Here is a 24,173-nt window from a genome sequence, read left to right on the forward strand (position 1 = left end):
CTATTGCGCCGCTCAGCTTTTGCAAATGCCGGCCTCTTTTTGGATACGGGCGGCGAACTGCAAAAGAAATTGATGCCGCTCCTCTGCTAAACCGGCCCCCGCTTTTGTATTCATTAAGCCTTTAAGCTTGATTAATTTATCCTCTATATGGGCCAGCACACTTGTTTGAGTTCCGTACATCGGATGACCCTTCGCGCCGGCAAACATAAAAGCCCTGCCGATGCCCGCTGCGCCGATCGCATCAAGCATGTCTGCATCCTGAACAACTTTCCCCTCCAATGAAAGCGGCCGCTTTTTCAGCAGTTCCCTGTGTCTGAATGACATTCTCGTGATAATATCCGCGATCTCCTGAATGGAGCCATCCGCGATGTTGAAAGCAGCCAGCCGTTCTGTCACTTCGCCTGCCGTCAGCCTTTCGCTTTTTTCGAGCTTGGCGTCAATCAGATCATGAACCAGCGCGGCCGTCTCAGTGATAAATAAGTCGGCGCCTTCTTCTTTTGCCATATAAACAGAAAGTGTTGCGACCCGGGAAATATGAAGCCAGTCATGGCCCGTTCGTTCATTGATAAGCTTTTCTCTGACCCAATTCCTGACGCTTTCCAGCTGCTCTTTTTCGTTCACCGTATCACCTCTTATTGGGCCAAAAGCCTCTGCACCGTATCTTCAAGCTCTTTTGGGTTGACGTTCGGTGAAAAACGCCCGGTGACTTCACCGTTTCGGTCCACGATAAACTTAGTGAAATTCCATTTGACCGCTTTTGTGCCGAGCATCCCCTTCGCCTTTTCCGTCAGATATGTGAAGAGAGGATGAGCGTCTGCTCCATTGACATCAACTTTCGCAAACATCGGGAATGTGACTCCGTAGTTTTTCACACAGAACTCTTGAATTTCCGCTTCGTTTCCAGGTTCTTGGTTCATGAATTGGTTGCAGGGAAATCCCAATATTTCAAGACCTTCCTCCCGATATGTATCATAGAGCTCCTGAAGCTGCTTGAGCTGGGATGTGAACCCGCATTTGCTTGCTGTATTCACAATGATCATCACCTTACCTCTGTAAGCCGATAGTGTCATGTCTTCGCCTGTTATGGTCCGTACGTTTATATCGTAAATTGTCATCTGCGGCCCTCCTTTTTACATTCTTCATTTATTTTACCTGTTTTACACTGCAAAACAAACGGAAACCGCTTTTTCCTTCCATTTAACGGAAAACGTTTTTTACGAGGAACCAAACGGCTCTTTACCCGTCATAATAAAGAGCCGCTCCGAATTTATGCCCATTTGCCGCTTTTATCCCTGTCATTATGCGTTAAATGCGGTTTATTACGCCGGGATGGATTGAAAAATGGCTTAAAAATTTCTATAATGAAGAAAATTAACGGGGAATAACGGAGGTGGCATGTTGCCTATTAATATACCAAATCACCTGCCTGCTAAGCAGGTGCTTGAAAGTGAACACATCTTTGTAATGGATGAAAGCCGGGCTTTTCATCAGGATATCCGGCCGCAGAAGATCGTGATTTTAAATCTGATGCCGAAAAAAATCCAAACGGAAACCCAGCTCCTCAGGATGCTTGGGAATTCACCTTTACAAGTTCACTTTACGTTCTTAATTCCGAGCACACATACTCCAAAAAATACGGCAAGGCAGCATCTGGATGAATTTTATACGGATTTTTCCAGCATCCGCCACAAACGGTTTGACGGAATGATTATTACCGGAGCTCCGATTGAGCACCTGCCGTTTGAAGATGTTTCTTACTGGGAAGAATTGAAGGAAATCATGGAATGGAGCAAAACGAATGTCACTTCAACCCTCCATATCTGCTGGGGCGCTCAAGCCGGTTTATACTATCATTACGGCATTGAGAAAGTGGAGCTGCCGAAAAAAATCTTCGGTGTGTTTGAGCATACCGTTCTTAAAAAACATGAGAGATTGGTAAGAGGATTTGACGAGCTATACTATGTGCCCCACTCACGGCATACAGATATTAATACGGAGCAGCTGCAATCGGCTTCGGATCTGGATGTGCTCAGCGTTTCAGAGGAAGCGGGGGTCTGTTTAATCGTTTCAAAAGACGAAAAACAGATTTTCTTAACGGGTCATCCGGAATATGATACCGATACGCTACTTCAGGAGTATGAGAGAGACATAGAGAGAAATCTTTCAAACGTAGAAGCTCCTAGGCACTATTTTGCACCCGGCGGGAAAGAACCTGTTAACCGCTGGAAAGCTCATGCAACGTTATTGTTTATGAATTGGCTGAATTATTACGTATATCAGGAAACCCCGTATGAATGGGATTAATTTTTGTTTTGAGTGATACGGTGACAAAAATATGATAAAATACTCTTGATTCAGTATGCGTATAACAAAACTTTAAAATAATGGAACATATCAATTAAATTTAGTTTAAATATGTTGCCGCGCTTATTATAAAATGATGCACTTGTGTTATGTTTATCTATAGACAATAACTCCTTACGATGCATGAAGCTTGCTTGTTGTTGATTACATTGAGGTGAATTTACTTGAATACCAATAAAAAAGTATTAATTTTGACTGCAAATTACGGAAACGGGCATGTTCAAGTGGCCAAAACGCTCTACGAACAGTGTCTGCGTCTCGGCTTAGATGTGACGGTTTCCAATTTGTATCAAGAGTCAAATCCGATTGTTTCAGAGGTTACTCAATACCTTTATTTAAAAAGCTTCTCAATCGGGAAACAGTTTTATCGTTTGTTTTATTACGGAGTTGACAAAATCTATAATAAACGCAAATTCAATATTTATTTTAAAATGGGAAATAAACGTTTAGGCCAGCTCGTCGAAGAGCATAAGCCGGACATTATTATCAATACATTTCCGATGATTGTCGTACCGGAATACAGACGGAGAACCGGAAAAGTGATCCCGACGTTCAACGTTATGACCGATTTCTGCCTTCACAAAATCTGGGTTCATGAAAATGTTGATAAATATTATGTCGCCACAGATTACGTGAAGGAAAAACTGATTGAAATCGGCACTCACCCGAACAACGTAAAGATCACGGGCATTCCCATCAGGCCTCAATTCGAGGAATCGATGCCGAAAGAGCCGATTTATAAAAAATACAATCTCTCTCCCGACAAAAAAGTTCTTCTTATTATGGCGGGAGCGCATGGTGTGCTGAAAAACGTAAAAGAACTGTGCGAAAATCTCGTTCATGACGATCAGGTGCAGGTTGTGGTGGTATGCGGCAAAAACAGCTCGCTGAAAGAATCCCTCAGCAGCTTGGAAGGTGACAATGCCGACCGGCTGAAAGTGCTGGGCTATGTAGAAAGAATTGACGAGCTGTTCCGTATTACGGACTGCATGATTACGAAACCGGGCGGCATCACACTGACGGAAGCGACGGCGATCGGAGTACCCGTTATTTTGTACAAACCGGTTCCCGGACAGGAAAAGGAAAACGCCATTTTCTTTGAAGATCGCGGTGCGGCTGTCGTGGTCAACCGCCACGAAGAAATTTTAGAGTCTGTCACCTCCCTTCTTGCGGATGAGGAGAAGCTGAACCGGATGAAGGACAATATTAAAAGCCTTCACCTCCCTAACTCCTCTGAAGTCATTTTGCAGGACATTATAAAAGAATCTGAACTGATGGCCGAAAAGGCGGATATGGCATTATCGTAAGAGAAAAGCACACGGACGATTCGTGTGCTTTTTGTTTTTTTCCGGATAAGCTTTGTCACTGGAAAAATAAAGATGAAAAATAGAGAGCGGCCGCTTGACGCCCGCTCCCATATGGTGTATAGTTGAACCATCATTTAACAACGTAAACATACGTACGGTTGAATGATGACAAAATTTTTTTTAGCACGAAGGTGCTACAGTACTAGGAGGAATTAAGCAATATGCAAAACGGTAAAGTAAAATGGTTCAATAACGAAAAAGGATTCGGCTTCATCGAAGTTGAAGGCGGAGACGACGTATTTGTTCACTTCACTGCTATCGAAGGAGACGGATACAAATCATTAGAAGAAGGACAAGAAGTTTCTTTTGAAATTGTCGAAGGTAATCGTGGACCTCAAGCTTCTAATGTTGTAAAACTCTAAACTCAATACATGTTGATCAGATGACACAAATAGAGGAGAGGCGTATGCCTCTCCTATTTGATTGCCGTCTGAATCTCAATTGCGACAAGATTCTGCTTGCAGCGCTGCTCGATTTCTTCAATTTGTTTCTCCATTGACGGCATTCCTTTTTTCGCCATTTCCGCTAAACTTCCCAAATCACCGTATATTTCTTTAAATGTCTGCTGAAGGATTGTTTTTAAATCATTATCATTCACGGCTGGTTTTTCCCTTCTCTCCCAAGATACCCTGAATAATAGTGATTAAGCCCTAATTAATCAGGTTCAATAGTTATATCGGCTCATTTTATATATTTTTTCTATTTTCCGTACATATTTCTAAAAAAAAATCTCCAAACTATTTGCGGAGGTGTTTTTTAATGGACTCTGAATTTTTTCCAAACGGACTGACGGATAAACGCCAGCTTGAATTAGCGGTAGAAACGGCCCAGAAAACAACGGGAGCGGCTACCCGGGGCCAAAATTCAACTTTGGTGGAATCTGCTTACCAGGCGATTCAGGATGCCAGAACGATGTCACAATCCAGTGAACTGCAAGCTCTCGACCAGGATTTTCTGCAAAAGCAGCGAATGCTTCTCGACGATTGCCAGCATCAGCTCGATGAATTCGAAAAATAAAACCGCAGAAACTGCGGTTTTATTTTTTATTGATTTGTCAGCACCTTGCCGTAGGCTTTCAGCTTCTCCCCCACCGTGCATTGGTTGATGCAGAAAGAATGAGCGTGCGTTTTTCCAAACTCTTTGCGGAAATGCTTTTTTACGAAACAGTCTTTGCAATATTCATCCTGAAGCTCAGTCAATTCTTTATAAATGCTTTTTTTATCCAATATCAGTCATCTCCGTTACCTTCTAATGTTATGCGGCTTTCAATCTGCCGGTCCGAGAGAATTTTTCTGGCAAGGTCATCCGCTTCTTGATTTTCCTTTCGGTTTACGGCTTCATATGTCGGTGTCAGCTTTAAGGATTCGAGCAGCGCTTCAATTTTATCCAGCCATTCGTTTTGCGTTTCATCATAACACGGCCAGCTGCCGTCAAGCTGATGCAAAACGACGAGGGAATCCCCTCTTATCGTGATTGAATTTCTGCTTGCGCCAAGTTCCTGCACTTCCTTAAGGGCTTCGTACAAAGCGGCATATTCCGCCTCATTGTTCGTCTGAAGCGTTAAGCTTTTGTTTTTCCGTATGCGGTGCCGCTTGCCGCCGAGAGAATAATACACGACAATTCCCAGTCCGGCGCGTCCGCTTGTTTTGTCAAAGCCGCCGTCGAAATACACTGTAATGTCGTCAGGTTCGTGCGCAAGCTCTTCAGTAAGCTTTTCTAATTCTTTAAGCGTCCAGCTCGCGCCTTTTTCATCCTCAAAATAAATGTCTTTTATATAAGGAAAGCGGCTGACTTCTCTTGCAAGCATGCGCGCTTTCGGAACGGTCAGCCAATCTTCGGAAAAAAACGCGACAGGGCCTGTTCCTTTTGCTTCTATTTCGATATACGGCTTAAGATTCATTGAAATCACCTTACCATTCATTAGTTGACGGGCGTGTGCTATAATCAAACCATTCTCAAATTGAAAGGAAGTCAGCAGGTTTTGTTTAACGATGTGTTATGGATCTTATTTGCGGTCATTCATTTTATCATTGTTCTTCTGTTTTATAAAGGATTTGGCAAAACGGGCCTATTCGTATGGATCGGTTTCGCCACGGTGTGCGCCAACTTGCAGGTTGTCAAAACAGTCGAGCTGTTCGGGCTTACGGCGACACTGGGAAATATCATGTACGGCACCGTTTTCTTCGCAACGGATGTGCTGAATGAAAAATACGGTCCCAGGGAAGCGCGCAAAGCCGTGTGGCTCGGGTTTTCCACTCTGCTCGCTTTGACATGCGCCATGCAGGGGGCTCTTTTATATAAACCGGCTGCGTCAGATATCGCACAGCCTGCCCTTGAGACGATTTTCGGTTTTCTGCCGCGTGTTGCGCTCGGAAGCCTCTTGGCTTTTATTTTCAGCCAAACGATAGATGTTTATGTATATTCAGCCATTCGGAGAATCTTTCCTTCAGACAGGCTTCTCTGGCTCAGAAACAGCGGAAGCACGGCGCTCAGCCAGCTGCTGGATACATTTATCTTCACTGCCGTGGCCTTTATCGGCGTTTATTCCGCGGGCGTATGGTTCAGCATCTTCATTTCAACTTACCTGATTAAATTTGCGGTATCACTCATTTCTGTCCCTTATGCGTATGCGGCAAAACGAATGACACCGAATGGAGAGTGACGGATGATGCCCGCTGAAATTTATGTAGACGGTGCAAGCGCCGGAAACCCGGGCCCGTCCGGTATCGGTATTTTTATTAAACATGACGGGAAAACAGAATCTTTCTCAATTCCGATCGGCGACCATTCAAATCAGGAAGCTGAATTTCTCGCTTTAATTGAAGGAATGAAGCTGTGTGCCGCCCGCGGATTTGAGTCCGTGTCATTCCGGACGGATTCGGATATCGTGGAGCGGGCCGCAGATCTTGAAGCGGTTAAAAACAAGGCTTTCCAGCCGTTTGTTGACGAAATCACCCGCTTAAAGGCCGGGTTTCCATTGTTTTTCATTAAGTGGATTCCCGGCAGACAAAACCAAACAGCCGATCAGCTCGCAAAAAAAGCGATTCGGCTGAATAAATAACCGGAATGAAATTGCGTCTCTCTGTTCATCCTACAAATGAGGTGAACAGCTATGAGAAAAGAAAATAAAGGCAGGCTGACCGGGGGCGTGAATCCTCAGGGAAATTTGGAAGGAAATGCGCATAAAGACCCGAAATCAGCCCTTGAAAACAACGCAAAAAAAAGCAATACAAAACGCTAGAGGGATCAGCTGATCTCTCTGGCGTTCAGCTTTTCGAGCATCCTTTCAATTCCTTTTATCTGATGACGTCTGAGCATGAATGCCGCCTCTTCCATCTTCAATGAAAAAAGCGCTTCTTCAAGCGTACAGACTAACGGCACCTCGCAATGTATTTCAGCAAGCTGCCTTGACAGCTCCAATTCTTTCAAGCTTTGCTGAATTTTCGTTTGCTGGCCCTTCGGCAAGAGAGCAAGGCTTTCTAATAAGCGGTCTATGTTTTGATATTCACGGATCAGCTTGTACGCCGTTTTTTCCCCGATCCCTTTAACGCCGGGATAGTTATCGCTCGTGTCTCCCATCAGCGCCTTAATGTCAATCAGCGCTTTTGGCGGAACTCCCGTTTCTTCTCTGAATATCTCATCTGTATATACCTTATAATTGCCGATACCCTTTTGCAGCAGCGCTACTTGAACTTGATGATTCAGCAATTGAAGCAGATCTTTATCACCCGTTACAATCGTAATTTCCGCTTCCCCGGAAAATAGAGCAGAAAGCGTACCGATACAGTCATCCGCCTCATAGCCTTTTATGCCGATGTTTAAAAAACCGAGCTCTCGCGCTGCTTCTTTCGCTAGATCAAATTGCGGAATCAGCTCTAGCGGCGGTTCGCTTCTGTTGGCTTTATAATCTTGAAACAAATCATTACGGTACGTTTTGCTTCCCATATCCCAGCAGCAGACGACATGTGTGGGCTGAAACGTATCAACCGCTGTAATAAGATGCTTTAAAAAACCGTTGACTCCGTTTGTGGGAATTCCGTTTTCATTTATCATAAAATTGCGATGAACGGCCGTCGCGAAAAATGAGCGGAACAAAAGCGCCATACCGTCAACGAGCAGTAATTTATTATTCATATATCGATACTCCTTTTTATTCAATGTTCCTATTTTACCAAAGAAGGCGGTAAAAAAACAGCATCCCCCCATTTGGAAGATGCTGCCGTCACGTTTACTCACCGTGTCTTTTATTGCTTGCCATCAGCTTTTCAGCTTCACGGCCGGCATAAGAATCAAATTTCTGTCCGAAGCCGTTTTTCTTTTTGGCATTGTTATTCTGCTGAGCATTTCTGTTTCCCAGTTTTGTTCTGCCCATGGTCATATCCCCCTTTAGAGAAGATACGGATAGTATGTACAGCAAGCGCTGATGACACACGCGGCAGGTTCATCCATTACTGTCTGCTGACGAATTCTTTCACCATCTCTTCACTTACGAATCGTCTTTGCGGCACGATGCCCTTTTTCGCCAGCTGGTTCATTTTTGCGGTGATGCCATTGATGGCATCTGTCGTGAACGGTTGATTCTGTCTGCATTTTACAATGGCTTCTTCAATGGCCTGTTCACGCTCATAATCAAGCTGTACAAATGTTTTGACATGCTGATGCTGTTTTGCGGAATGTGCTGAAATTGCTTTATGGACTTCTGACATAAAAGGTTTCATCTCGCTTTTTTTCATTTTAGTCTACCACGACTGTTATCTGCCCGCCAACCGGATTTTTAAATTTTCAGCATTTCATCTTTCTTTTTCCATGCTTTTTCGGCTTCGTAAAGGTGTTCAATTTCCCTTGCACTCGTATTTTCCGCAAGACCTTGTAAATAAGTGTCCCGCTGCTCGCGGATCTGGGACAGGCTTTTATCCGCCATGTCTTCTTGCAGACGGCGCACCTGCTCAGCATATCGCTCTGAAAGGCTTTCTTTCTCCTGTTCAAGCCACTTTTCTGTCACTTTTTGCAGGCTGAGCCTGAGCCCTTCTACAAACGCTGCTTTTCCGTTCTGTTCAAAAAACTGCTTCGGTGATTTAATTTCCTTTACGTGATGTGAGAATGCCGAGACGTCAATGACCGGAGCGACCTCTTTCAGCTGAACGGCAAATTCGTTTTCACCGCTGACATAAATGGAGAAATCTCCGTCTTCCATAAGCTTCTTCTGACAGTTTTCCATCCATTCCTCAGTCATATGGTGCTCAATAAAACCGGTCATCCGGATATCGAGCGTTTTCAGCTCTTGAATATATTCAAAACGGAATTCCTTGAGCGCTTCATTCAGCGCCGCTGATATATTTTGTTTCCAATCGCCGTTTTGAAGGCCTGGATGGAAGGCGGTTTTCAGCATATCATTCGCATAAAACGTCAGGCGATGTTTAATGTGATAGAGCTGTTCTTCCGTATCTTTCATCACTTTTCGAATGATGACCTCAGACGTACGGCGCTTTGAAATGTCAGCGAGAGCTTTTTCATAGGAAGACTCCAGACGCTGTTTCTTTTTCTCTTTTTCTTCTGCCGACTGGTGAAGAGATACGTGAAGCTGTTCCACCATATCGCACAATTTGTCCGCCTCTGTTTTCAGCTGGGCGCAGCTGGCCCTCATTACATCTTCCTCAATAAAGTGCTCAAGCCCGGTTCTTACATCAGAGAACCTGTTATAAAAAGCTTCTTTTTTACCCGCAAGCTCTTCTTTACTTGAGACATGATATAATTTCGGCCGGTTAATTCCCTCTTTTGAGAGTTCTGAGCGGACATAGTCTTTGACGGTTTCCAGCTCGCTTTCGGTTTTGGCCAGATCGGCGGCGTTAATGACAAAAAACATTTTATCCATGCCGAATGATTCTTTGACGAGGCCGAGTTTCTTCAGAAAAGACCTGTCTCCTTTTGAAAAAGAATGCTGATAGTACGTCATATAAAAGAACGCGTCAGCATCTTTTATATATTGAAAGGCAAGCTCCGTATGGCGCTTGTTTATACTGCTTGCTCCCGGCGTATCAACAATGGTGATGCCTTTTTGCGTGAGAGGCGAATCATAATACACGGTGACTTCTTTTACGCAGCAGGCCGTTTTTTCTTCGGCTGCGTACGGTTTTAAATCTTCAACCGGCACCGTCAGTGTCAGCCTTTGACGGATCTGTTCTTCGTACGTATCAAACGCCTGCAGCATCGTTTGAATCACCGGGATAAGTTCATCCGGTACTTTTCCCTTTTTAATGGCATAATTCCATCTCTCTTTCAGTGAACGCCCTTTTACTTCAGCATCTTTCAGCTCAGTCAGCTGAAGCATTTCAGCGTCCAGCTCCTCCTCCGTTTTAAAAACGATCTCCGCAGATTTATGCGGTTTGCCGTCTTGCGGTTTCGTTATTTTGTTGATCGTAGCCGTTGTGGGCGTCGGTGATGACGGAAGCACGTATTCACCGACAAGCGCATTTGCAAATGATGATTTACCGGAACTGAATCCGCCGAATAACGCCAAGGTAAACTGGCGGTTTTCAAGCCGCTCAATCCTGCTTCGAAAGGCTTCTGCCTGTTTTCCTAATATGCTCGAGGATTCAAGAATCCCGGCAAGCTCATAGAACCGATCAGTCTGCTCTTTTATAGGAAGTTCCTTCATCGCATTTTTTTCGGACTTGCTTACTTTATGCTGTACAGCCTCTTTTGGTTTCTTTTGGACGGGCGCTTTTGCAAGGCGTTTTTTTCGCGTATACCAGTCGCCGCTTCCCGTATCACAGGTCAATTCTTCTTCCCACAAAGCGCGGACTCGGGCTGCTTTTTCCAAGGCATTGCGTTCTTCTTTTGCCGATTGCGCGAGCTCATCCCTTATTTTCTTTTCTTTTTCGAGCCGGTTTTTCAAGTTCTCAATGAGCGGTCCGTTTTTTGTCTGAACATAAGCGGTCAGCTCTTCAATGAGTTCCGCTGTCTGTCTTTTGGCTTCCCTTCTGATCATTTCAGCAAGGTCTTTCGTATAAGTTAATACGTATTCAGATGAAAAAGCCGCTCCCTGCTTAAGGGCCTGAGCGGTGATATCGTCAGAAAGCGGTGTGCGGTACGCCTGGATTTTCTTGATCAGTTCGTCCGAATCCGCTTCATACCGCTTGGCCGCTTTCGTAAATGTGTCGATAATATGCCAATCCGCTTCCCCTTCCGTTCTTTTTTTAATATCGGCAAAAAATTCAGCACGCCTTCTTTCTTTTTCCGAAGCAGTTTTCGCTTTTGAAAAGAATAATCCGGTTTTAAATGAGGGCTGCTGTGATTCAATATAAGCAGATGCAAGCTCCCTCATCTCAAAGGGTGTCAGATTAGCGTTTTGCAATATGTTCTGCACGTCTTTTCTGATGTCTTTCTCTGCTGTTTCAGCCTGTTGAACGGCTTTTTTAAGCTCATCTTCAACAGAACGGACAAGTGCTTCTTGTTTGTCAAACTGCTCTCCGCTGCCGTTTTTATCATCTTTTACGAGCATCTCTGTATGCTCTTTGACTAAGTGTGCAACTTTTCTCTCCGTTAAGGACCATAAATTTGTTTTTGCCTGCTGTTTCAGCTTCTGCAGATGTTTTTTCAGCTGTTCCAAGCCGTTTAAAGGATGGTCAGGCTCAGTGACAGACGTAAAGAAAAGCGATTCTTTCGGTATTCCCGCGCCTTCAAGCATATCTTCCACCTGCCTGCGGTACTCTTCAAACTTCGTTTCAGTTTCATCATGTCTGTCAATTTGGTTGACGATCAGAAACAAATTCGGAATACGGTCTTTGATGGAGCTGAGAAACAGCATATTTTCTTCTGAATGAACGTGATTATAATGAACGACGTAAAATAAAGCGTCAGCCTGATGGAGAACCGAAGCCGCAGATAAAAAATGCGCTTCGTCCGTCGAATCAATTCCCGGTGTGTCGATGTAGGCCGCATAAGGCTCTGACTCCTTAAAGCCGGCATAGACTTCCACCGTCTCAATTTGCTCACCATCTTTACAGAATTGCTGCACTTGTTCTTTATCGTAACTTCCTTTAATTTCTGCATAAGCCCCGTCCGTCGTATGAAGCACGACTTTATCTTCACCGTGCCGGATGACAACGAGGTTGGCGCTTGTAGGAATCGGGCTTGTCGGCAGTATGTCTTCACCGAGCAATGTGTTTAATAAAGAGGACTTTCCGGCCGAATAATGCCCGGTAAACGCGATATAAACCTCTTCATCAGCCGCTTTTTTCATAATGGCCGCGAGCTGATCGGCCCGTTTTTTATCCTGATGATCCAAAAATTGTGCGTATAAGGCACCCGTTCTGCTGAAAATCTCCCTGTTATGGCGTTCTTCTTCTGTCATGTGTCTTTACCCCTTTGTGTCTGTCGCATCAAATGACGTTTTTCATTTTTAGAAAGCTCTGAAAAAAACCTCTCCCCCATTTTACACAAGAATGGCTCACTTTTCTTCAGGAAACGCAAAAAAGCCGCCGATATCGGCAGCTGATAAAGAAAAAACACCCGCGGCAGGAAAAACCGCAGATGTTTAAGAAGACATCGATTTATTCGAAACTTTTTTCAATACGAAACCAATTAAAACACTGTATGTACAAACGGCTGCAAATAAAAATAACATTGTCATTTTCGGCACCACCTTGAATGAGAATCATTTTCATATTTACATCTTATCATGAGTGAGAATGATTTTCAATCTCTATTTTGCGGTGTTTTCTTCTAGCGCTTTCTCTTCGGCACGAATCCTCACAGTGAGCATGCAGGCATTGAGAATCGAAAAGAGAAACAGTGTCCAATACGCTCCGTATACCAGCGGCAGAAAAATAAATTCTAAGATGACGACCGCGTAGTTCGGGTGCTTCATCCACTTGTACGGCCCCTTTCTGACAAGCTCCGCATCAGGCACGACAAGGATTTTCGTATTCCAATACCGCCCTAATGATAATAGCGCCCAATACCTGATCCCCTGTACAAATAAAATAATACATATAATGGCGGCCCACCTTGGAGAAGGCGTTTTTTGAAACGCCGCCACCTCAGCTGTAAGAGAGACAAAAAAGAGCACGTGCATCAGGACGAGAAAGGGATAATGTCCTTCTCCGTATTCGACTGCGCCTTGCTTTTTCACCTTTTGCTCATTGCGCCGGGCCACAATCATCTCCGCAATCCGCTGGGCCGCAAGCAGCATGATAAACAGCCAAAACATTAAGAAGCCCCCTTTTCCCAGCTGAACAGCAAAAGCTCAGACGAAAATCCCGGCCCGAGAGCGCCGATCAGTCCTTTTTCGTTTTCTTTCTGCCGTCCGTGGAGCAACTGTTCTTTTATCACATGAAAAATAGTTGCGGAAGACATGTTCCCGTGTTTTTGCAGCACCTTCCGAGATGCCGCAAGCTGCCCGGTGCCCATTGAAAGACTCGTTAAATAGGCGTCAATGACCTTTTTCCCGCCGGGATGGGCAAGAAAGGTTTTAATGTCGTGAGGACTGACGCCATATTCAAATAAAAATTCATCAACATTGTCCTTCAGCCACTGTGAAACCAGGGTGGGAATGTCTCTTGAAAAAATGACTTGAAAACCGCTGTCGGTGAATTCCCAGCCCATCACATCTTCCGCATCCGGCATCATCACCGATTGAGTGGCGAATATCCGCGGAAGAAGCGGCTGTTTGACGTCGTTTCGGTTCGCCTTTTCTCCTCCGATTAGTACTGCGGCAATTCCGTCCGCAAACAGGGAAGTTCCGATTAAGTTGCTTTTTGACTTGTCGTTCGGCTGAAACGTTAAACTGCAGAGTTCAGCCGCGATGACAAGCACGTATGCTTCAGGATACGCGCGGCAGTATTCGTACGCCCTGGACAGGCCGGCCGCTCCGCCCGCGCATCCTAAGCCCCAGATCGGTATCCGTTTTGTTTTCGCAGAAAACGGAAGCTGATTCATCACTTTCGCTTCAATGCTGGGTGTCGAAAGCCCGGTGCTGGAAATAAAAAAGATCGCATCCACTTTTTCATATGGAAAGGGATTTGTTAAACAATCCGGGTTTGTTAAACAATCAAGTGCCGCATGCGCGCTATGCTTTACGGTTTCTTCCGTATACAGCCGGTTTTTTTCTGAAAAACCCCGTGCCGTTTTATACCATTCAATCGGCCGGACAAACTGCCTTGATTCAATTTCGCCGTTTTGAAAGGCTTTTAACAGCCGGTCAATATCCTTAAATGAATCGGCAAACATCCCTCTCGCAAAATCTGCCGCCGTTTCTTGCGAGACATGATATTCCGGAATGCTGGTTCCGACCGATAACACATATGCCATGCCCATCACCTCTTCACATAAAGGTTTCCGCTTTTTCCTGAATGTATGCATAAGTGTGAATCGAGGATTTCACTGACATGCCATTTTAATAGGAAATTGGCTCTTTTGAATGATAAACCGTTCGACTATACTTGATCCATTCATAAAAAAAGGTTGTGATAAGAATGCTGAAGCCCGTCCTTCTTAAAGGGTCACTCGTTCAGTTAGAGCCGATGACGATTGATCACACTCAGGCACTTTGTGAAGCTGCTTCAGAAAATAGGACGACTTACGCTTACACCCATGTTCCTGACGGAATCGAAGAAACAAAGCGTTATATTGAGCGCGCGCTTTCCGATTATGAAAAAGGACTTGCATTGCCATTTGCAGTACGGAGTCTTGAAACAGACCGAATCGTCGGAAGCACGCGGTTTATGGAGGCGGAAGTGTTTACGCGGCCGACAGACGCAGCTCCGGAAGTGTGTGAGATCGGCAGCACATGGTATGCCTCTGCCGTGCAGCGGACCGGTGTCAATACGGAATGTAAACTTCTGATGCTGACTCATGCGTTTGACGTGTGGCAAACTGTCAGAGTGACGCTGAAAACCGACGTTCGCAACCAGCGCTCACGTACTGCGATTTTGCGGATCGGAGCCCAATTTGAAGGAATCCGCCGCGCACACATTCCGGCTGTCGACGGCGGCCTCAGAGATACCGCCTACTACTCCATCCTTCGGGAGGAATGGCCTTATATCCGGCAAAACCTTTCTGGCCGGCTCGCAGCATATAACTGAAAAACCTGCCGATATACGGCAGGTTTTTTTACATATTCGGATCATGGACGTATAAATTGAGATCGATCCGTCCGTCTGACGTGACCGCTACCCCCTCAGCTTCAAGAGACAGCTTCTGTACAGAAAACATCTCTTCGTCTCTCAATCCGATTTCGCCCTTTGCATTGATGACCCTGTGCCAAGGAAGACGATGCTTTTTACTCATGGAGTGAAGAATCCTCACAACCTGCCTCGCTCCCCGCGGACTTCCCGCAAGATCGGCAATTTGACCATACGTCATCACTTTTCCTTCAGGAATCTGTTTGATAATGGCTACCACCCGTTCCGTAAATGTCATGCAACTCCTCATTTCGACTAAAAATGATTTCCCTAGTATCATACAACAGTTTTGAGGTCATATGATGATGCCTTACTCTGGAGGCTTAAAATAAGATGGTACGAGTTAATAAAACTCATGGGGGAAAATACTTTCTTATATTCACAAAAAGTTAACATAAGTTTATATGGACAAATTTTACATACAGTTATATAATACAGTTGTATCAAATAAAAAAAGGGAGTGTTTTAAATGAAAATTAAAAAAGTTTTAACCGGTTCAGCTCTATCACTTGCTTTACTTGTTTCTGCTGCTCCTGCTTTTGCAGCAAGCCCGACTGCAGATGGCGGGAGTCATAAAACTGCAGCTCCTCAGGCAGTGTTAAAAACTATATACATCAATGCTAATACACGTGGAGAACTTCTTAATGTAACAGTATTTGCTGGAGTTAAATACTATTTAAAAGATGCCAAGCAGAACAGTGATGGCACATGGACTGGTGAATACCAAGGTTGGTTTTAAGATTATCTAAGGGATAAGAGATTTTTCTCTCATCCCTTTTTTCATAGTTGTTTTCCCTACTAACCTCCTAAAAACCATGATCAACGAAGAGCGTTGTGCGGCGATCCCAAGCAACCGTATTTCAAGCTCTGTCTCAGCAGCAGACCGTTGTTCCTCAATGCATTTTAGCAGGGTGTCTCAGTATGCATCCTTTTTTGTTCCCAACCATGCCGCTTTTCCTATGACTTAATTGTATTAATTGACAACTCACTCGTATTTCTGGGCAAGGTTCTTCTATTTCATGCCTTACGCACTCCTTATACTCCTTGGTGTGCTTTTCAGCCACCAATATTCACCGCCGCCTCTTGTATTGGAGATTCCGAAATGAATTCACTCTCGCAGAATAGTTTCTCCAGTTAGGAAAACACCTAAAATGAATAAAATTAAATGTAAGGGCAATAATTCTTCGTGAGCAAGTACCCCATAAAACCTCTTACTTGCTCTTTTATTTTTGATAAAACACAATCCAGGGTGATAACATGAGATTTGCTTGGGAAGAATTAATTATAATTGCATTCGGAATGATTTTACTGAGAATTTCAGGGAGAAAATCCATTGCACAAATGACCATCGCACAGACAATGGTGATGATTTCAATCGGTACGATTATCGTTCACCCCATTTTAGAAACCAGTTTATTGAAAACATTAATCGCTGCGTCTATCCTTTTTAGCGCTTTGATTTTGATGGAGTGGTTTCAAGTAAAAGTAAACTGGATTGAATCTTTTTTAACCGGAAAATCTAAATTCGTTATAGAAGACGGCCAACTCAATATAGAAACTTAAAGAAGCTGAGACTGACAGCAGATCAACTCGAAATGCGTTTAAGACTTCTTGGCATTTCAAATATAAACACAATTAAATATGCCACTTTAGAAGCTAATGGACAATTAGGCTACGAATTAATAGATGACTGTAAGCCTTTAACCATCAAGGATCTTAAAAATGTGATCGATCCAAAATGTCTTAACAAAGAGCCTCAGCCTCAAAAAGATGATCAAGCCAATATATTCGAGGAAATCAAAAAACACCAGACTCAGCACAAGCCAAATCTTGAATAATTCGATTAGTAAAGCCTTTTGTTATTCAAAACCGATGCCGAATCAGACCGTTAACCGCCGATCAAAACCGGTTTACAAGAAACAAAAAAAGCATCTGAAGCAGATGCCTTTTTCAATCGATATTGCGACGATGAAAAGAGTCGGTAATCCCCGTATTTTTCGAGAGGTCCTTGTATGCGCCTGAATATGCTTTTCAGCCGCCTATATCCACCGCCGCCCTTAGCCATAATGTTAGTCAGTTTGTTTTTATAAAATCATTGATTAATTGATCAGTCGTTAATATTGTGGCAAATTCATCATGCAACGTGGCCAGAGATATATTGTGAATAGTCTCTGCATCATAATATGTATCATTTTGATCTCTCATTCCGAAGGCTGCTGTTGCATCTGAAATCAGGTATGTATCAAATCCTAAATTACCGCTCATCCTTGTGGTTGTTGAAACACAGTGCGGCGTAGTCAAGCCAGTGATTACGACAGTTGTTATATCATTTGCTTTTAAAAGCTCTTCTAGATTAGTCCCAATAAAGCTGCTGTTTACTTTTTTGGTTATAATGACTTCTTTTTCCATAGGTTTAACGATTTCCTTTATAGCAACCCCCTCATTTTTTGGATAAAATAAAGAACCAGGTTTATCAGAAGTATGTTGTATGTATATGACTGTCCATCCTTTTTCTCTCCATAATTTCAGTATTTTGCTGATATTTTCTTCCGCCTTTACGTTATTTCGTTCTCCCCACTTTTTATCATCAAAGGCTTTTTGTACATCCACAATGATTAAAGCTTTTTTCTTTTCTGCCATCAGATAACCTCCTATATTAAATTTCGTATTTATAACATTTTAAATAAAGTTTTTACTTTTGTACAATTGATTAAATTACTATCACATCTTCCCCGTTGGAAAAGCATTGAAATATCTAAAGTTCACCAGAGGCCAGCAATATTCAACTCTTTTTCTCTATATACTTATCAATATCCTGACATAAGCCACAACAGTGAATGAAAGGATTGCCCCTAACTAAATTCACGCTCACAAAATATTAACAATAAAATCCTTGGTTATTTTTGTATTGCATGTAATAATACAAATGTATCAAAAAAACAAAGGAGTGTTTAAAATGAAATTGAAAAAAGTTTTAACTGGTTCTGCCTTGTCTCTCACTTTACTCGTTTCCGCTGCCCCTGCTTTTGCATCTAGCCCTGGTAATACAAATATCGACTCAACTCAAACAAAAATTTCGACACAAGCGACCAAAGATTCTTTTACAATGGATTACCTTCATAGATGGGATATTCCAAATACAACTGTTAAGAATGGTGTTACATATTACCTTAAGAAAGTAGAGATAATCGAAGGGTTCTATCGCGCAACTTTTGAAGGATGGATTAATTAAAAGAAGGGGCTTTCCCTTCTTTTACTCTTTTTTGTAAGAATTCGTGCACAAGATACTCGTGCACGTACATATAGTCCGGGACGGTTTTTCGGCGAAATAAGACGGATGCCGCATCACTCAATTTGTTTCTTTTCAAACAATGAAACTAATAAAAAAAGAAGATGCCTCACAAAAAGTTCAGCAAACTTTCGGAAGCATCCTCGATCTGGATAAAATAAGATGTTATTTTAAAGAAAACAGATATCTAACCCTGTTGAACCCTTGTCACATCAAGGGTTTTTTTCGTTTTAGGAATCATATTATAAATAATATTCAAAAGGACGGCGGTAAAGCTTCCGGCGACGATTCCGTTTGTGGTCAGCAGATTTAAGTAAGACGGCAGGTGCTTAAACATATCGGGAACGACGGTTACACCGAGTCCCAATCCGACCGAACACGCGACGATCAGAAGGTTTTCCTGCTTTTTAAAGTCAATTTGACTGAGCATTTTAATGCCGTAGGAAATGACCATGCCGAACATGGCCACCATCGCGCCTCCCAGTACCGAAGACGGGATGATGGTCGTGAAGGCTGCGATTTTCGGAAAAAGGCCGAAGAGCATTAAAAGTGCGCCCGTGACACCGATAACCGCGTTTTTCTTAATTCCTGTCAGCTGCACGAGGCCGACGTTTTGGGAATAGGCCGTATACGGAAAAGCATTGAAAATGCCGCTGATGAATACCGCCAGGCCCTCCGCGCGGTAGCCTTTTGCTAAATCACGTTCAGACAGGCGCCGGTTTGTCAGGTCACCGAGAGCGAAATAGACGCCGGTTGACTCAACAAGGCTGACAATGGCAACGATGGACATCGTAATAATCGGTGCCGCATGAAATGTCGGCGTCCCGAAGTAAAACGGTTTAATCATTTGAATGGCATCAGCATTCGCCACATTGTCAAATTGCACTTTTCCCATAAAATATGCGATGGCCGTCCCGATGACAATGCCGATTAAAATCGAAATGGATTTCAAAAATCCTTTTGTAAACCGATAAAGCAGCACGATGATGACGAGCACCGTAAATCCGAGAGCAAGGTTAGCCGGATCACCGAAATCCTTGCTGCCTTCCCCGCCGGCAATATGATTCATCGCGACCGGCATTAAGGTCATCCCGATAATCGTCACGACAGATCCGGTTACGACAGGCGGGAAAAAGGATACGAGCTTACCAAAGAAAAACGACAGCAGAATGACAAGCAGACCCGATGCCAAAATGCTTCCGTAAATGGCTGAAATCCCATACTCCTTACCGATCGAAATAATCGGCGCTACCGCGGTGAACGTACAGCCGAGCACAACGGGCAAGCCGATGCCGAAAAATTTATTCCTCCATACTTGAAGCAGCGTAGCCGCCCCGCACATAAAAATATCAATTGATACGAGATATGTCAGCTGTTCTGCGTTCAGTCCCAATGCCGCTCCTACAATTAAAGGAACAACGACGGCGCCGGCATACATGGCAAGCACGTGCTGGATACCGAGGGAAAGTGTTTTGGCATAGCCGTTTTTCATGAACGGACCTCCTGTACAAATGTCACTTTTCCATCTTCAAGCGATTGAATTCTCGCCAGTGATTCGACCCGGCATCCTTTTTTCACCAGCTCATCTCTTCCCGGCTGAAATGACTTTTCAATGACGATTCCGATCCCGCAAACCGCTGCGCCTGCTTGTTTTACGATGGATAAAAGTCCTTCTGCCGCCTGTCCGTTCGCTAAAAAGTCGTCAATGATTAACACGCGGTCATCTTTCGACAGATGATTTCCGGAGACGGCAATCTGACTTTCTGTTTTTTTCGTGAAAGAATAGACGGATGCCGTCAGCAGATCATCCGTTAATGTGAGAGACTTCCTTTTTCTCGCAAAGATGACGGGAACGCCGAGTTCAAGGCCAGCCATCACCGCAGGGGCAATACCCGAAGATTCAATTGTGACGATTTTGGTTATCTCGTCTTTTTCAAAACGGCGCGCAAATTCCCGGCCGATCTGCTGCATGAGAACCGGATCAATTTGATGGTTTAAAAAAGAATCCACTTTCAGCACTTGATCAGAAAGAACGATTCCGTCTTCTGCTATTTTTCGTTTTAATGCTTCCACAATGATTACCCCCGCTTATAAAAAATAAAAAAAAAGCATTGCCCGCTCTCCAAAAAAAGAGCAAGCAATGCCGAATGATCTACACGCAACGGCCGAATAAAGCCGTTCCATTGCTCACTCATAGTCGGACATTTACGGTGACCGGTAGAAACTTGCGTGCCATATCCACGCGATTATATGAGTGTTCGTATGATATTAATCAAATTATAACAAGATACACTTCTTTTGCATAGTGAAATTTGAATATTTCCGAACTTTTACAAAGAATCGGTTTCGATTATTCGTGTTTTTGGAATTTTTAGAAAAACGCCCGGTGTATGCCGGGCGTTTCGTTTATAAATATAAATTTGAATATTTGCCGACGAGATACTCAATGAGATATTGAACGTTCAGCTCTTCTCCCGTTGCATCTTTTATGATGTCAAGCGGCATTTTGCGTCTTCCGTGCTGATGAACCTTTTCTGTCAGCCATTGTTTAATCGGCTCAAAATCGCCCCGTTCTATTAATTGGTCAAATTCAGGCAGATCGTCAAGCATGGTATGCTTCAGCTGTGCCGCATACATATATCCGAGCGCATAGGAAGGGAAATAGCCGAAATCGCCGCCCGCCCAATGTACGTCCTGCAAAATGCCTTTTGCGTCAGATGGCGGCGTAATGCCTAAATAATCATGATATTTTTGATTCCACAATGCAGGCAGTTCTTCCACTGTCACTTCATTGCTGAAAATCGCTTTTTCAATTTCATAACGGATAATAATGTGAAGCGGATATGTCAGCTCATCGGCTTCAATTCGGATAAAGGTCGGTTTCGCCTCATTTACGGCGCGTACAAAGTCCTCTCTTTTCACATCTTGAAATTGATCAGGTGAAGCCTCAACCATTTTTTCATAATAGGCGGTCCAGAAATGTTGATTTCTGGCGATAAAGTTTTCATAAAATAACGATTGGGATTCATGAATTCCCATTGATGCACCGTCAGATAAGTTCGTTCCGCTCAGCGCTTCGTCAATATTCTGCTCGTAGATCGCATGCCCGCATTCATGAATCGTTCCGAAAATTGCCGTGCGGAAATCGTTTTCGTCATATCTGGTCGTCACCCGTACATCGCCCCGGTTGATTGTCGTCGCAAACGGATGCACCGTCTCGTCCAGGCGGCCGCCGTCAAAATCATACCCGAACTCTTTTAAGAAATACAAGGAGAGGTCTCTTTGTTGTTCTTTCGGAAATGTTTTTGTGATAAAGGCTGTGTCCGGTTTATTGCCGGATGCCGTCACTTTTTTGATAAGCGGAATGATCGCTTCCTTCAATTCAGAAAACAGCTGATCCAGCACCTTTACCGTAACACCCGGTTCGAAAATATCGAGCAATGCATTGTATGGATGATCTTCATAGCCCCAATACGAAATAAACCGCTTATTAAAATTAATCAGCTTCTCAAGGTACGGAGCAAACATAGAGAAATCAGAGGCCGCCTTTGCATCCTCCCAAGCCGTTTCAGCTTTCGATGTTAAAATGACATATTCTTTATACTCATCTTCAGGAATTTTTTTATTATGATCATAATCTTTTTTCGCAAGTTCCGCCGCTTTCACTGTATCTTCAGAGAGCTCTTCGGCATGCGCGAGAAGGATGTCGATCAGTTCTTTCATCCGGTCGGATGTCTGGATTTGAAAAACGTCAGCCGACAGCTGTCCGATGCTTTCCGCCCGGTCATCAGAGCCTTTTTTCGGGGCTCCCGTTCTTAAGTCCCAGTGCATAAGCGCAATGGCTTCTTCATAGTGGGACACTCTTTTTAACAGATCAAAAAACTCTTTTTCATATGTATGTAAATCCATATCCATTCCCCTCCCTTTTCACTATCAATTACAGGCTAATGGAACGCCGTGACAAAGTCAACTTCCCGGACTTAAAAAAGCCGCAGGAGAGAATCCTGCAGCTTTTGTTTTTATACGATTTTCGGTGTAACAGGCAATATCTTTTTGACTTCGGCCAATACCCGTTCACTTTCTCCGCCCGCATAAATGGATATGGTTCCGCTGTCCTGATTAGAACGGATGAGGCGGCCGATTCCCTGCCGGACTCTCAAGAGCATGTACGGCAGATCAACTTCCTCAAACGGATCTTTTTTCGATCCGTTCCGCTTTGCGGTAAACACGGGATCATGAGGCGGATACGGCAACGCCCAAATGGTCACATTCCGGAGTGAGTCACCGGGAATGTCAAGACCTTCCCATAAGTGGACGGAACAAAGCACGGATTCTTCATCCCGCTGGAATTTTTCGACCAGACTGCTGATCTCTTCATCACCTTCGTAGTATATCGGATACGGCAGCTCCCACGCGGCAGCCTGTTCTTTAAATTCCTTCATGTCTTCAAAGGAAGGGAAAAGAACGAGGGTGCGTCCTTCATTCTTCTTAATGGTTTCAATCGTTTCGGCTGTTTTCTGCTCAGACGTCATGTCACCGTGAAGCGCAACAGACATTTGCTCCTCGTAATCGTACGGAGATTCAACGGTGAATGATAAAGGATCACGGATTCCGAGGCTGTCAGCGATATAATCAAATGAACCGCCCTCAGAAAGAGTGGCCGATGAGAAAATATAAGGGATCCTTTTAGAAAAGACCTTTTCTCCCAGCACTTCGGCTACTGTTCTCGGCATAACGACAAACGTTGAGTCTGTATCCCGCGTTTCAAGCCAGCTGATGGCATCCTTTTGATACAGCGACAGCGAATATGCCATTTGTTCGACGTATTCTTCTACGACTGACAGCTCGTACTTATCGATCGTATACATTTCCGATTCAAATACGAGCGCCTCGCCGATTTTATCGAGCAGACGGCACAATTCGTCAGCCGCAAGCTTAACACGCTGATCGTTTTGGATGTCCAATCGGTGAGAGCCGGCGATTTCCTTCGATTCCTCTGACAGCACATAGAAAAACTCATCGTTTGCGGCAAGGGCATCTTCAATCAGTTCGGCGAATTCCTCTCTGATGTCATTTTGAAGCAGGCGCTCTAAAAACAGCTCGAGCGTCGACTGCTTCACGCGATAGGTTAACGCTTTTTGCGCGGCGAATTCCAGCAAATGTCCTTCATCAAACACGACGGCGCTGTGATCCGGCAAAAGCGGCAGCTGTCCTTCCCTTTTGCGTGATTCTTCCGTCCATACATGTTCCATGTAGAAATCATGGGAGCAAACAATCAGATCCGTTGATTTTCTGTAATGATCTCTTGAAAGTGTTAAACCGCATCTATGTCTCATATCACATGTTAAACAATCTTGGAAGGAATCATAGCTGACGCCTGCCCACTCTTCATTCGTCAAATCAGCGTACTGTTTGCGGTCGCCGTACGGATAAAAGCGCTGCATCGCTTGTGATTCGTGTACGAATGAAGGCAGCGACTCATAAAGATCCAGCCACTTCTCATCATCAGAACGCTGCATCGTTTTCTCCAGCTTTTTCAGACACAGATACTGCTCATGGGATTTGGACAGCCGTGTATCAATCTGCAGATCCAAATGTTCTGTCAGCTTGGAAATGTCGCCTTCTTTTTTGACAAGCTGTTCAATTAACGTTTCATCGGCGCATGCGATAATGGCCGGTTTACCCGTATATCTGGCATAGCTGATGGCAAACAGCAGATACACCAGCGTTTTCCCCGTACCGACTCCTGCCTCAGCGAACATGACCTTTTTTTCTTTAAATGCCCGTTCAAGCTGAAACGCCATAAATACCTGCTCATCCCGAAGGTCAAAGCCTTTCTCGGGAAGGATATCGTAAAACACGTCACCAATCCAATTGTTCAATTCTTCGTAAAAATTCTTTTCTTTTGTTAAAGCAAACGGCAAACGTGATGTTGTCACCCAACTCCAACCCCTAACTATTCGGCATTCA

General features: G+C 44.0%; 28 protein-coding genes, 2 pseudogenes and 1 riboswitch. Of the genes and pseudogenes, 12 read left to right on the top strand and 18 right to left on the bottom strand.

The window, feature by feature from the left end; all coding sequences use genetic code 11:
* Window positions 1-12 precede the first annotated feature (12 nt).
* Window positions 13-621, bottom strand: a complete 609-nt coding sequence (locus tag SB724_RS05710) for an HD domain-containing protein (RefSeq protein WP_265971518.1) — start codon at window positions 619-621, stop codon at window positions 13-15.
* Between the two features lie 11 nt (window positions 622-632).
* A complete protein-coding gene (locus tag SB724_RS05715; RefSeq protein WP_265971517.1) occupies window positions 633-1,115 on the bottom strand; it encodes a glutathione peroxidase in 483 nt (160 codons plus the stop codon).
* A gap of 283 nt (window positions 1,116-1,398) precedes the next feature.
* Here SB724_RS05715 and metA point away from each other — a divergent pair, with 283 nt between their 5' ends.
* The 4 genes and pseudogenes from metA (at window position 1,399) to cspD (ending at window position 4,093) form a co-directional block, all read left to right on the top strand.
* Window positions 1,399-2,304 (top strand): homoserine O-acetyltransferase MetA, encoded by a 906-nt coding sequence (gene metA / locus SB724_RS05720; protein ID WP_265971516.1) that lies wholly within the window; start codon window positions 1,399-1,401, stop codon window positions 2,302-2,304.
* A gap of 224 nt (window positions 2,305-2,528) precedes the next feature.
* Complete coding sequence (locus SB724_RS05725) at window positions 2,529-3,671, top strand: diglucosyl diacylglycerol synthase (protein ID WP_032873307.1); 1,143 nt, start codon at window positions 2,529-2,531, stop codon at window positions 3,669-3,671.
* A 94-nt stretch (window positions 3,672-3,765) separates the two neighbouring features.
* Window positions 3,766-3,877 (top strand): annotated as a pseudogene (locus SB724_RS05730) (hypothetical protein); the annotation flags it as partial.
* A gap of 15 nt (window positions 3,878-3,892) precedes the next feature.
* Entirely contained in the window at window positions 3,893-4,093 is a 201-nt protein-coding gene (cspD, locus tag SB724_RS05735) for a cold-shock protein CspD (RefSeq protein WP_003230776.1), read from the top strand.
* 53 nt (window positions 4,094-4,146) lie between these two features.
* Here cspD and SB724_RS05740 read toward each other — a convergent pair whose 3' ends face one another.
* Window positions 4,147-4,329 (bottom strand): hypothetical protein, encoded by a 183-nt coding sequence (locus SB724_RS05740; protein ID WP_003153585.1) that lies wholly within the window; start codon window positions 4,327-4,329, stop codon window positions 4,147-4,149.
* A 161-nt stretch (window positions 4,330-4,490) separates the two neighbouring features.
* Between SB724_RS05740 and SB724_RS05745 the strand changes: the two genes are divergently transcribed.
* A complete protein-coding gene (locus tag SB724_RS05745) occupies window positions 4,491-4,748 on the top strand; it encodes a DUF2564 family protein (protein WP_007409519.1) in 258 nt (85 codons plus the stop codon).
* A gap of 26 nt (window positions 4,749-4,774) precedes the next feature.
* Here SB724_RS05745 and SB724_RS05750 read toward each other — a convergent pair whose 3' ends face one another.
* Window positions 4,775-4,957 carry a zinc-finger domain-containing protein gene (locus SB724_RS05750; RefSeq protein WP_003153581.1) on the bottom strand — a complete coding sequence of 61 codons (183 nt, stop codon included), beginning with the start codon at window positions 4,955-4,957 and terminating at the stop codon, window positions 4,775-4,777.
* 2 nt (window positions 4,958-4,959) lie between these two features.
* Entirely contained in the window at window positions 4,960-5,631 is a 672-nt protein-coding gene (locus tag SB724_RS05755; protein WP_014418166.1) for a ribonuclease H family protein, read from the bottom strand.
* Between the two features lie 81 nt (window positions 5,632-5,712).
* On the opposite strand from SB724_RS05755, the gene SB724_RS05760 reads away from it, so the two are divergent.
* From SB724_RS05760 to sspL, 3 genes are read left to right on the top strand one after another with little or no spacing between them, the layout of a single operon-like run.
* Window positions 5,713-6,393: a queuosine precursor transporter gene (locus tag SB724_RS05760; RefSeq protein ID WP_012117815.1), complete on the top strand. Its 681-nt coding sequence runs from the start codon at window positions 5,713-5,715 to the stop codon at window positions 6,391-6,393.
* Window positions 6,394-6,399: 6 nt separating this feature from the next.
* Window positions 6,400-6,792 (top strand): reverse transcriptase-like protein, encoded by a 393-nt coding sequence (locus SB724_RS05765; RefSeq protein ID WP_174737814.1) that lies wholly within the window; start codon window positions 6,400-6,402, stop codon window positions 6,790-6,792.
* A gap of 51 nt (window positions 6,793-6,843) precedes the next feature.
* Window positions 6,844-6,972 carry a small, acid-soluble spore protein L gene (sspL, locus tag SB724_RS05770; RefSeq protein ID WP_410570408.1) on the top strand — a complete coding sequence of 43 codons (129 nt, stop codon included), beginning with the start codon at window positions 6,844-6,846 and terminating at the stop codon, window positions 6,970-6,972.
* 5 nt (window positions 6,973-6,977) lie between these two features.
* Here sspL and SB724_RS05775 read toward each other — a convergent pair whose 3' ends face one another.
* The 7 genes from SB724_RS05775 to SB724_RS05805 all read right to left on the bottom strand — a co-directional run bounded on the left by SB724_RS05775 (window position 6,978) and on the right by SB724_RS05805 (window position 14,042).
* Window positions 6,978-7,865 (bottom strand): 5'-3' exonuclease, encoded by an 888-nt coding sequence (locus tag SB724_RS05775; protein WP_029326135.1) that lies wholly within the window; start codon window positions 7,863-7,865, stop codon window positions 6,978-6,980.
* A 94-nt stretch (window positions 7,866-7,959) separates the two neighbouring features.
* The gene (locus SB724_RS05780; protein WP_003153570.1) at window positions 7,960-8,103 is read right to left on the bottom strand and encodes a hypothetical protein; all 144 of its coding nucleotides are present in this window, start codon (window positions 8,101-8,103) and stop codon (window positions 7,960-7,962) included.
* A 76-nt stretch (window positions 8,104-8,179) separates the two neighbouring features.
* Window positions 8,180-8,437 (bottom strand): YpbS family protein, encoded by a 258-nt coding sequence (locus SB724_RS05785; protein ID WP_044802257.1) that lies wholly within the window; start codon window positions 8,435-8,437, stop codon window positions 8,180-8,182.
* A 68-nt stretch (window positions 8,438-8,505) separates the two neighbouring features.
* Entirely contained in the window at window positions 8,506-12,084 is a 3,579-nt protein-coding gene (gene dynA / locus SB724_RS05790; RefSeq protein ID WP_410570411.1) for a dynamin GTPase, read from the bottom strand.
* A gap of 183 nt (window positions 12,085-12,267) precedes the next feature.
* The gene (gene fbpC / locus SB724_RS05795) at window positions 12,268-12,363 is read right to left on the bottom strand and encodes a Fur-regulated basic protein FbpC (RefSeq protein WP_025284905.1); all 96 of its coding nucleotides are present in this window, start codon (window positions 12,361-12,363) and stop codon (window positions 12,268-12,270) included.
* Window positions 12,364-12,435: 72 nt separating this feature from the next.
* Window positions 12,436-12,942: an isoprenylcysteine carboxyl methyltransferase family protein gene (locus tag SB724_RS05800; protein ID WP_265971488.1), complete on the bottom strand. Its 507-nt coding sequence runs from the start codon at window positions 12,940-12,942 to the stop codon at window positions 12,436-12,438.
* Window positions 12,942-14,042, bottom strand: a complete 1,101-nt coding sequence (locus SB724_RS05805) for a type III polyketide synthase (protein WP_265971487.1) — start codon at window positions 14,040-14,042, stop codon at window positions 12,942-12,944. The genes SB724_RS05800 and SB724_RS05805 overlap by 1 nt, the downstream gene beginning before the upstream one ends.
* Window positions 14,043-14,206: 164 nt before the next feature.
* Here SB724_RS05805 and SB724_RS05810 point away from each other — a divergent pair, with 164 nt between their 5' ends.
* Window positions 14,207-14,815 (top strand): GNAT family N-acetyltransferase, encoded by a 609-nt coding sequence (locus tag SB724_RS05810; protein WP_265971486.1) that lies wholly within the window; start codon window positions 14,207-14,209, stop codon window positions 14,813-14,815.
* Window positions 14,816-14,843: 28 nt separating this feature from the next.
* Here the strand turns inward: SB724_RS05810 and SB724_RS05815 are convergent, their stop codons facing one another.
* On the bottom strand, window positions 14,844-15,152 hold the full coding sequence (locus tag SB724_RS05815; RefSeq protein ID WP_410570415.1) for an MGMT family protein: 309 nt from the start codon (window positions 15,150-15,152) through the stop codon (window positions 14,844-14,846).
* Window positions 15,153-15,383: 231 nt separating this feature from the next.
* Between SB724_RS05815 and SB724_RS05820 the strand changes: the two genes are divergently transcribed.
* Both SB724_RS05820 and SB724_RS05825 read left to right on the top strand, forming a co-directional pair.
* The gene (locus tag SB724_RS05820; protein WP_410570417.1) at window positions 15,384-15,653 is read left to right on the top strand and encodes an LCI family antimicrobial peptide; all 270 of its coding nucleotides are present in this window, start codon (window positions 15,384-15,386) and stop codon (window positions 15,651-15,653) included.
* 518 nt (window positions 15,654-16,171) lie between these two features.
* Window positions 16,172-16,752 (top strand): annotated as a pseudogene (locus SB724_RS05825) (DUF421 domain-containing protein).
* Window positions 16,753-16,987: 235 nt separating this feature from the next.
* Here SB724_RS05825 and SB724_RS05830 read toward each other — a convergent pair.
* Window positions 16,988-17,554: a cysteine hydrolase family protein gene (locus SB724_RS05830; RefSeq protein ID WP_012117823.1), complete on the bottom strand. Its 567-nt coding sequence runs from the start codon at window positions 17,552-17,554 to the stop codon at window positions 16,988-16,990.
* A gap of 316 nt (window positions 17,555-17,870) precedes the next feature.
* Here SB724_RS05830 and SB724_RS05835 point away from each other — a divergent pair, with 316 nt between their 5' ends.
* Window positions 17,871-18,146 (top strand): hypothetical protein, encoded by a 276-nt coding sequence (locus SB724_RS05835; protein ID WP_044802172.1) that lies wholly within the window; start codon window positions 17,871-17,873, stop codon window positions 18,144-18,146.
* Window positions 18,147-18,390: 244 nt separating this feature from the next.
* On the opposite strand, the gene pbuX is transcribed toward SB724_RS05835, so the two are convergent.
* The 4 genes from pbuX to SB724_RS05855 all read right to left on the bottom strand — a co-directional run bounded on the left by pbuX (window position 18,391) and on the right by SB724_RS05855 (window position 24,142).
* Window positions 18,391-19,695, bottom strand: a complete 1,305-nt coding sequence (gene pbuX / locus SB724_RS05840; protein ID WP_410570420.1) for a xanthine permease PbuX — start codon at window positions 19,693-19,695, stop codon at window positions 18,391-18,393.
* Window positions 19,692-20,276, bottom strand: a complete 585-nt coding sequence (xpt, locus tag SB724_RS05845; RefSeq protein WP_015240076.1) for a xanthine phosphoribosyltransferase — start codon at window positions 20,274-20,276, stop codon at window positions 19,692-19,694. Before xpt ends, pbuX begins: the two co-directional genes overlap by 4 nt.
* A gap of 101 nt (window positions 20,277-20,377) precedes the next feature.
* A riboswitch (purine riboswitch) is annotated at window positions 20,378-20,477 on the bottom strand.
* 132 nt (window positions 20,478-20,609) lie between these two features.
* A complete protein-coding gene (locus SB724_RS05850) occupies window positions 20,610-22,112 on the bottom strand; it encodes a carboxypeptidase M32 (protein WP_326151127.1) in 1,503 nt (500 codons plus the stop codon).
* A gap of 110 nt (window positions 22,113-22,222) precedes the next feature.
* Window positions 22,223-24,142, bottom strand: coding sequence for an ATP-dependent DNA helicase (locus SB724_RS05855; RefSeq protein WP_265971477.1), 1,920 nt, complete (start codon window positions 24,140-24,142; stop codon window positions 22,223-22,225).
* Window positions 24,143-24,173 lie beyond the last annotated feature (31 nt).

Origin of the sequence: Bacillus sp. SIMBA_031, assembly GCF_046535225.1 — a bacterium.
Classification (GTDB): domain Bacteria; phylum Bacillota; class Bacilli; order Bacillales; family Bacillaceae; genus Bacillus; species Bacillus velezensis.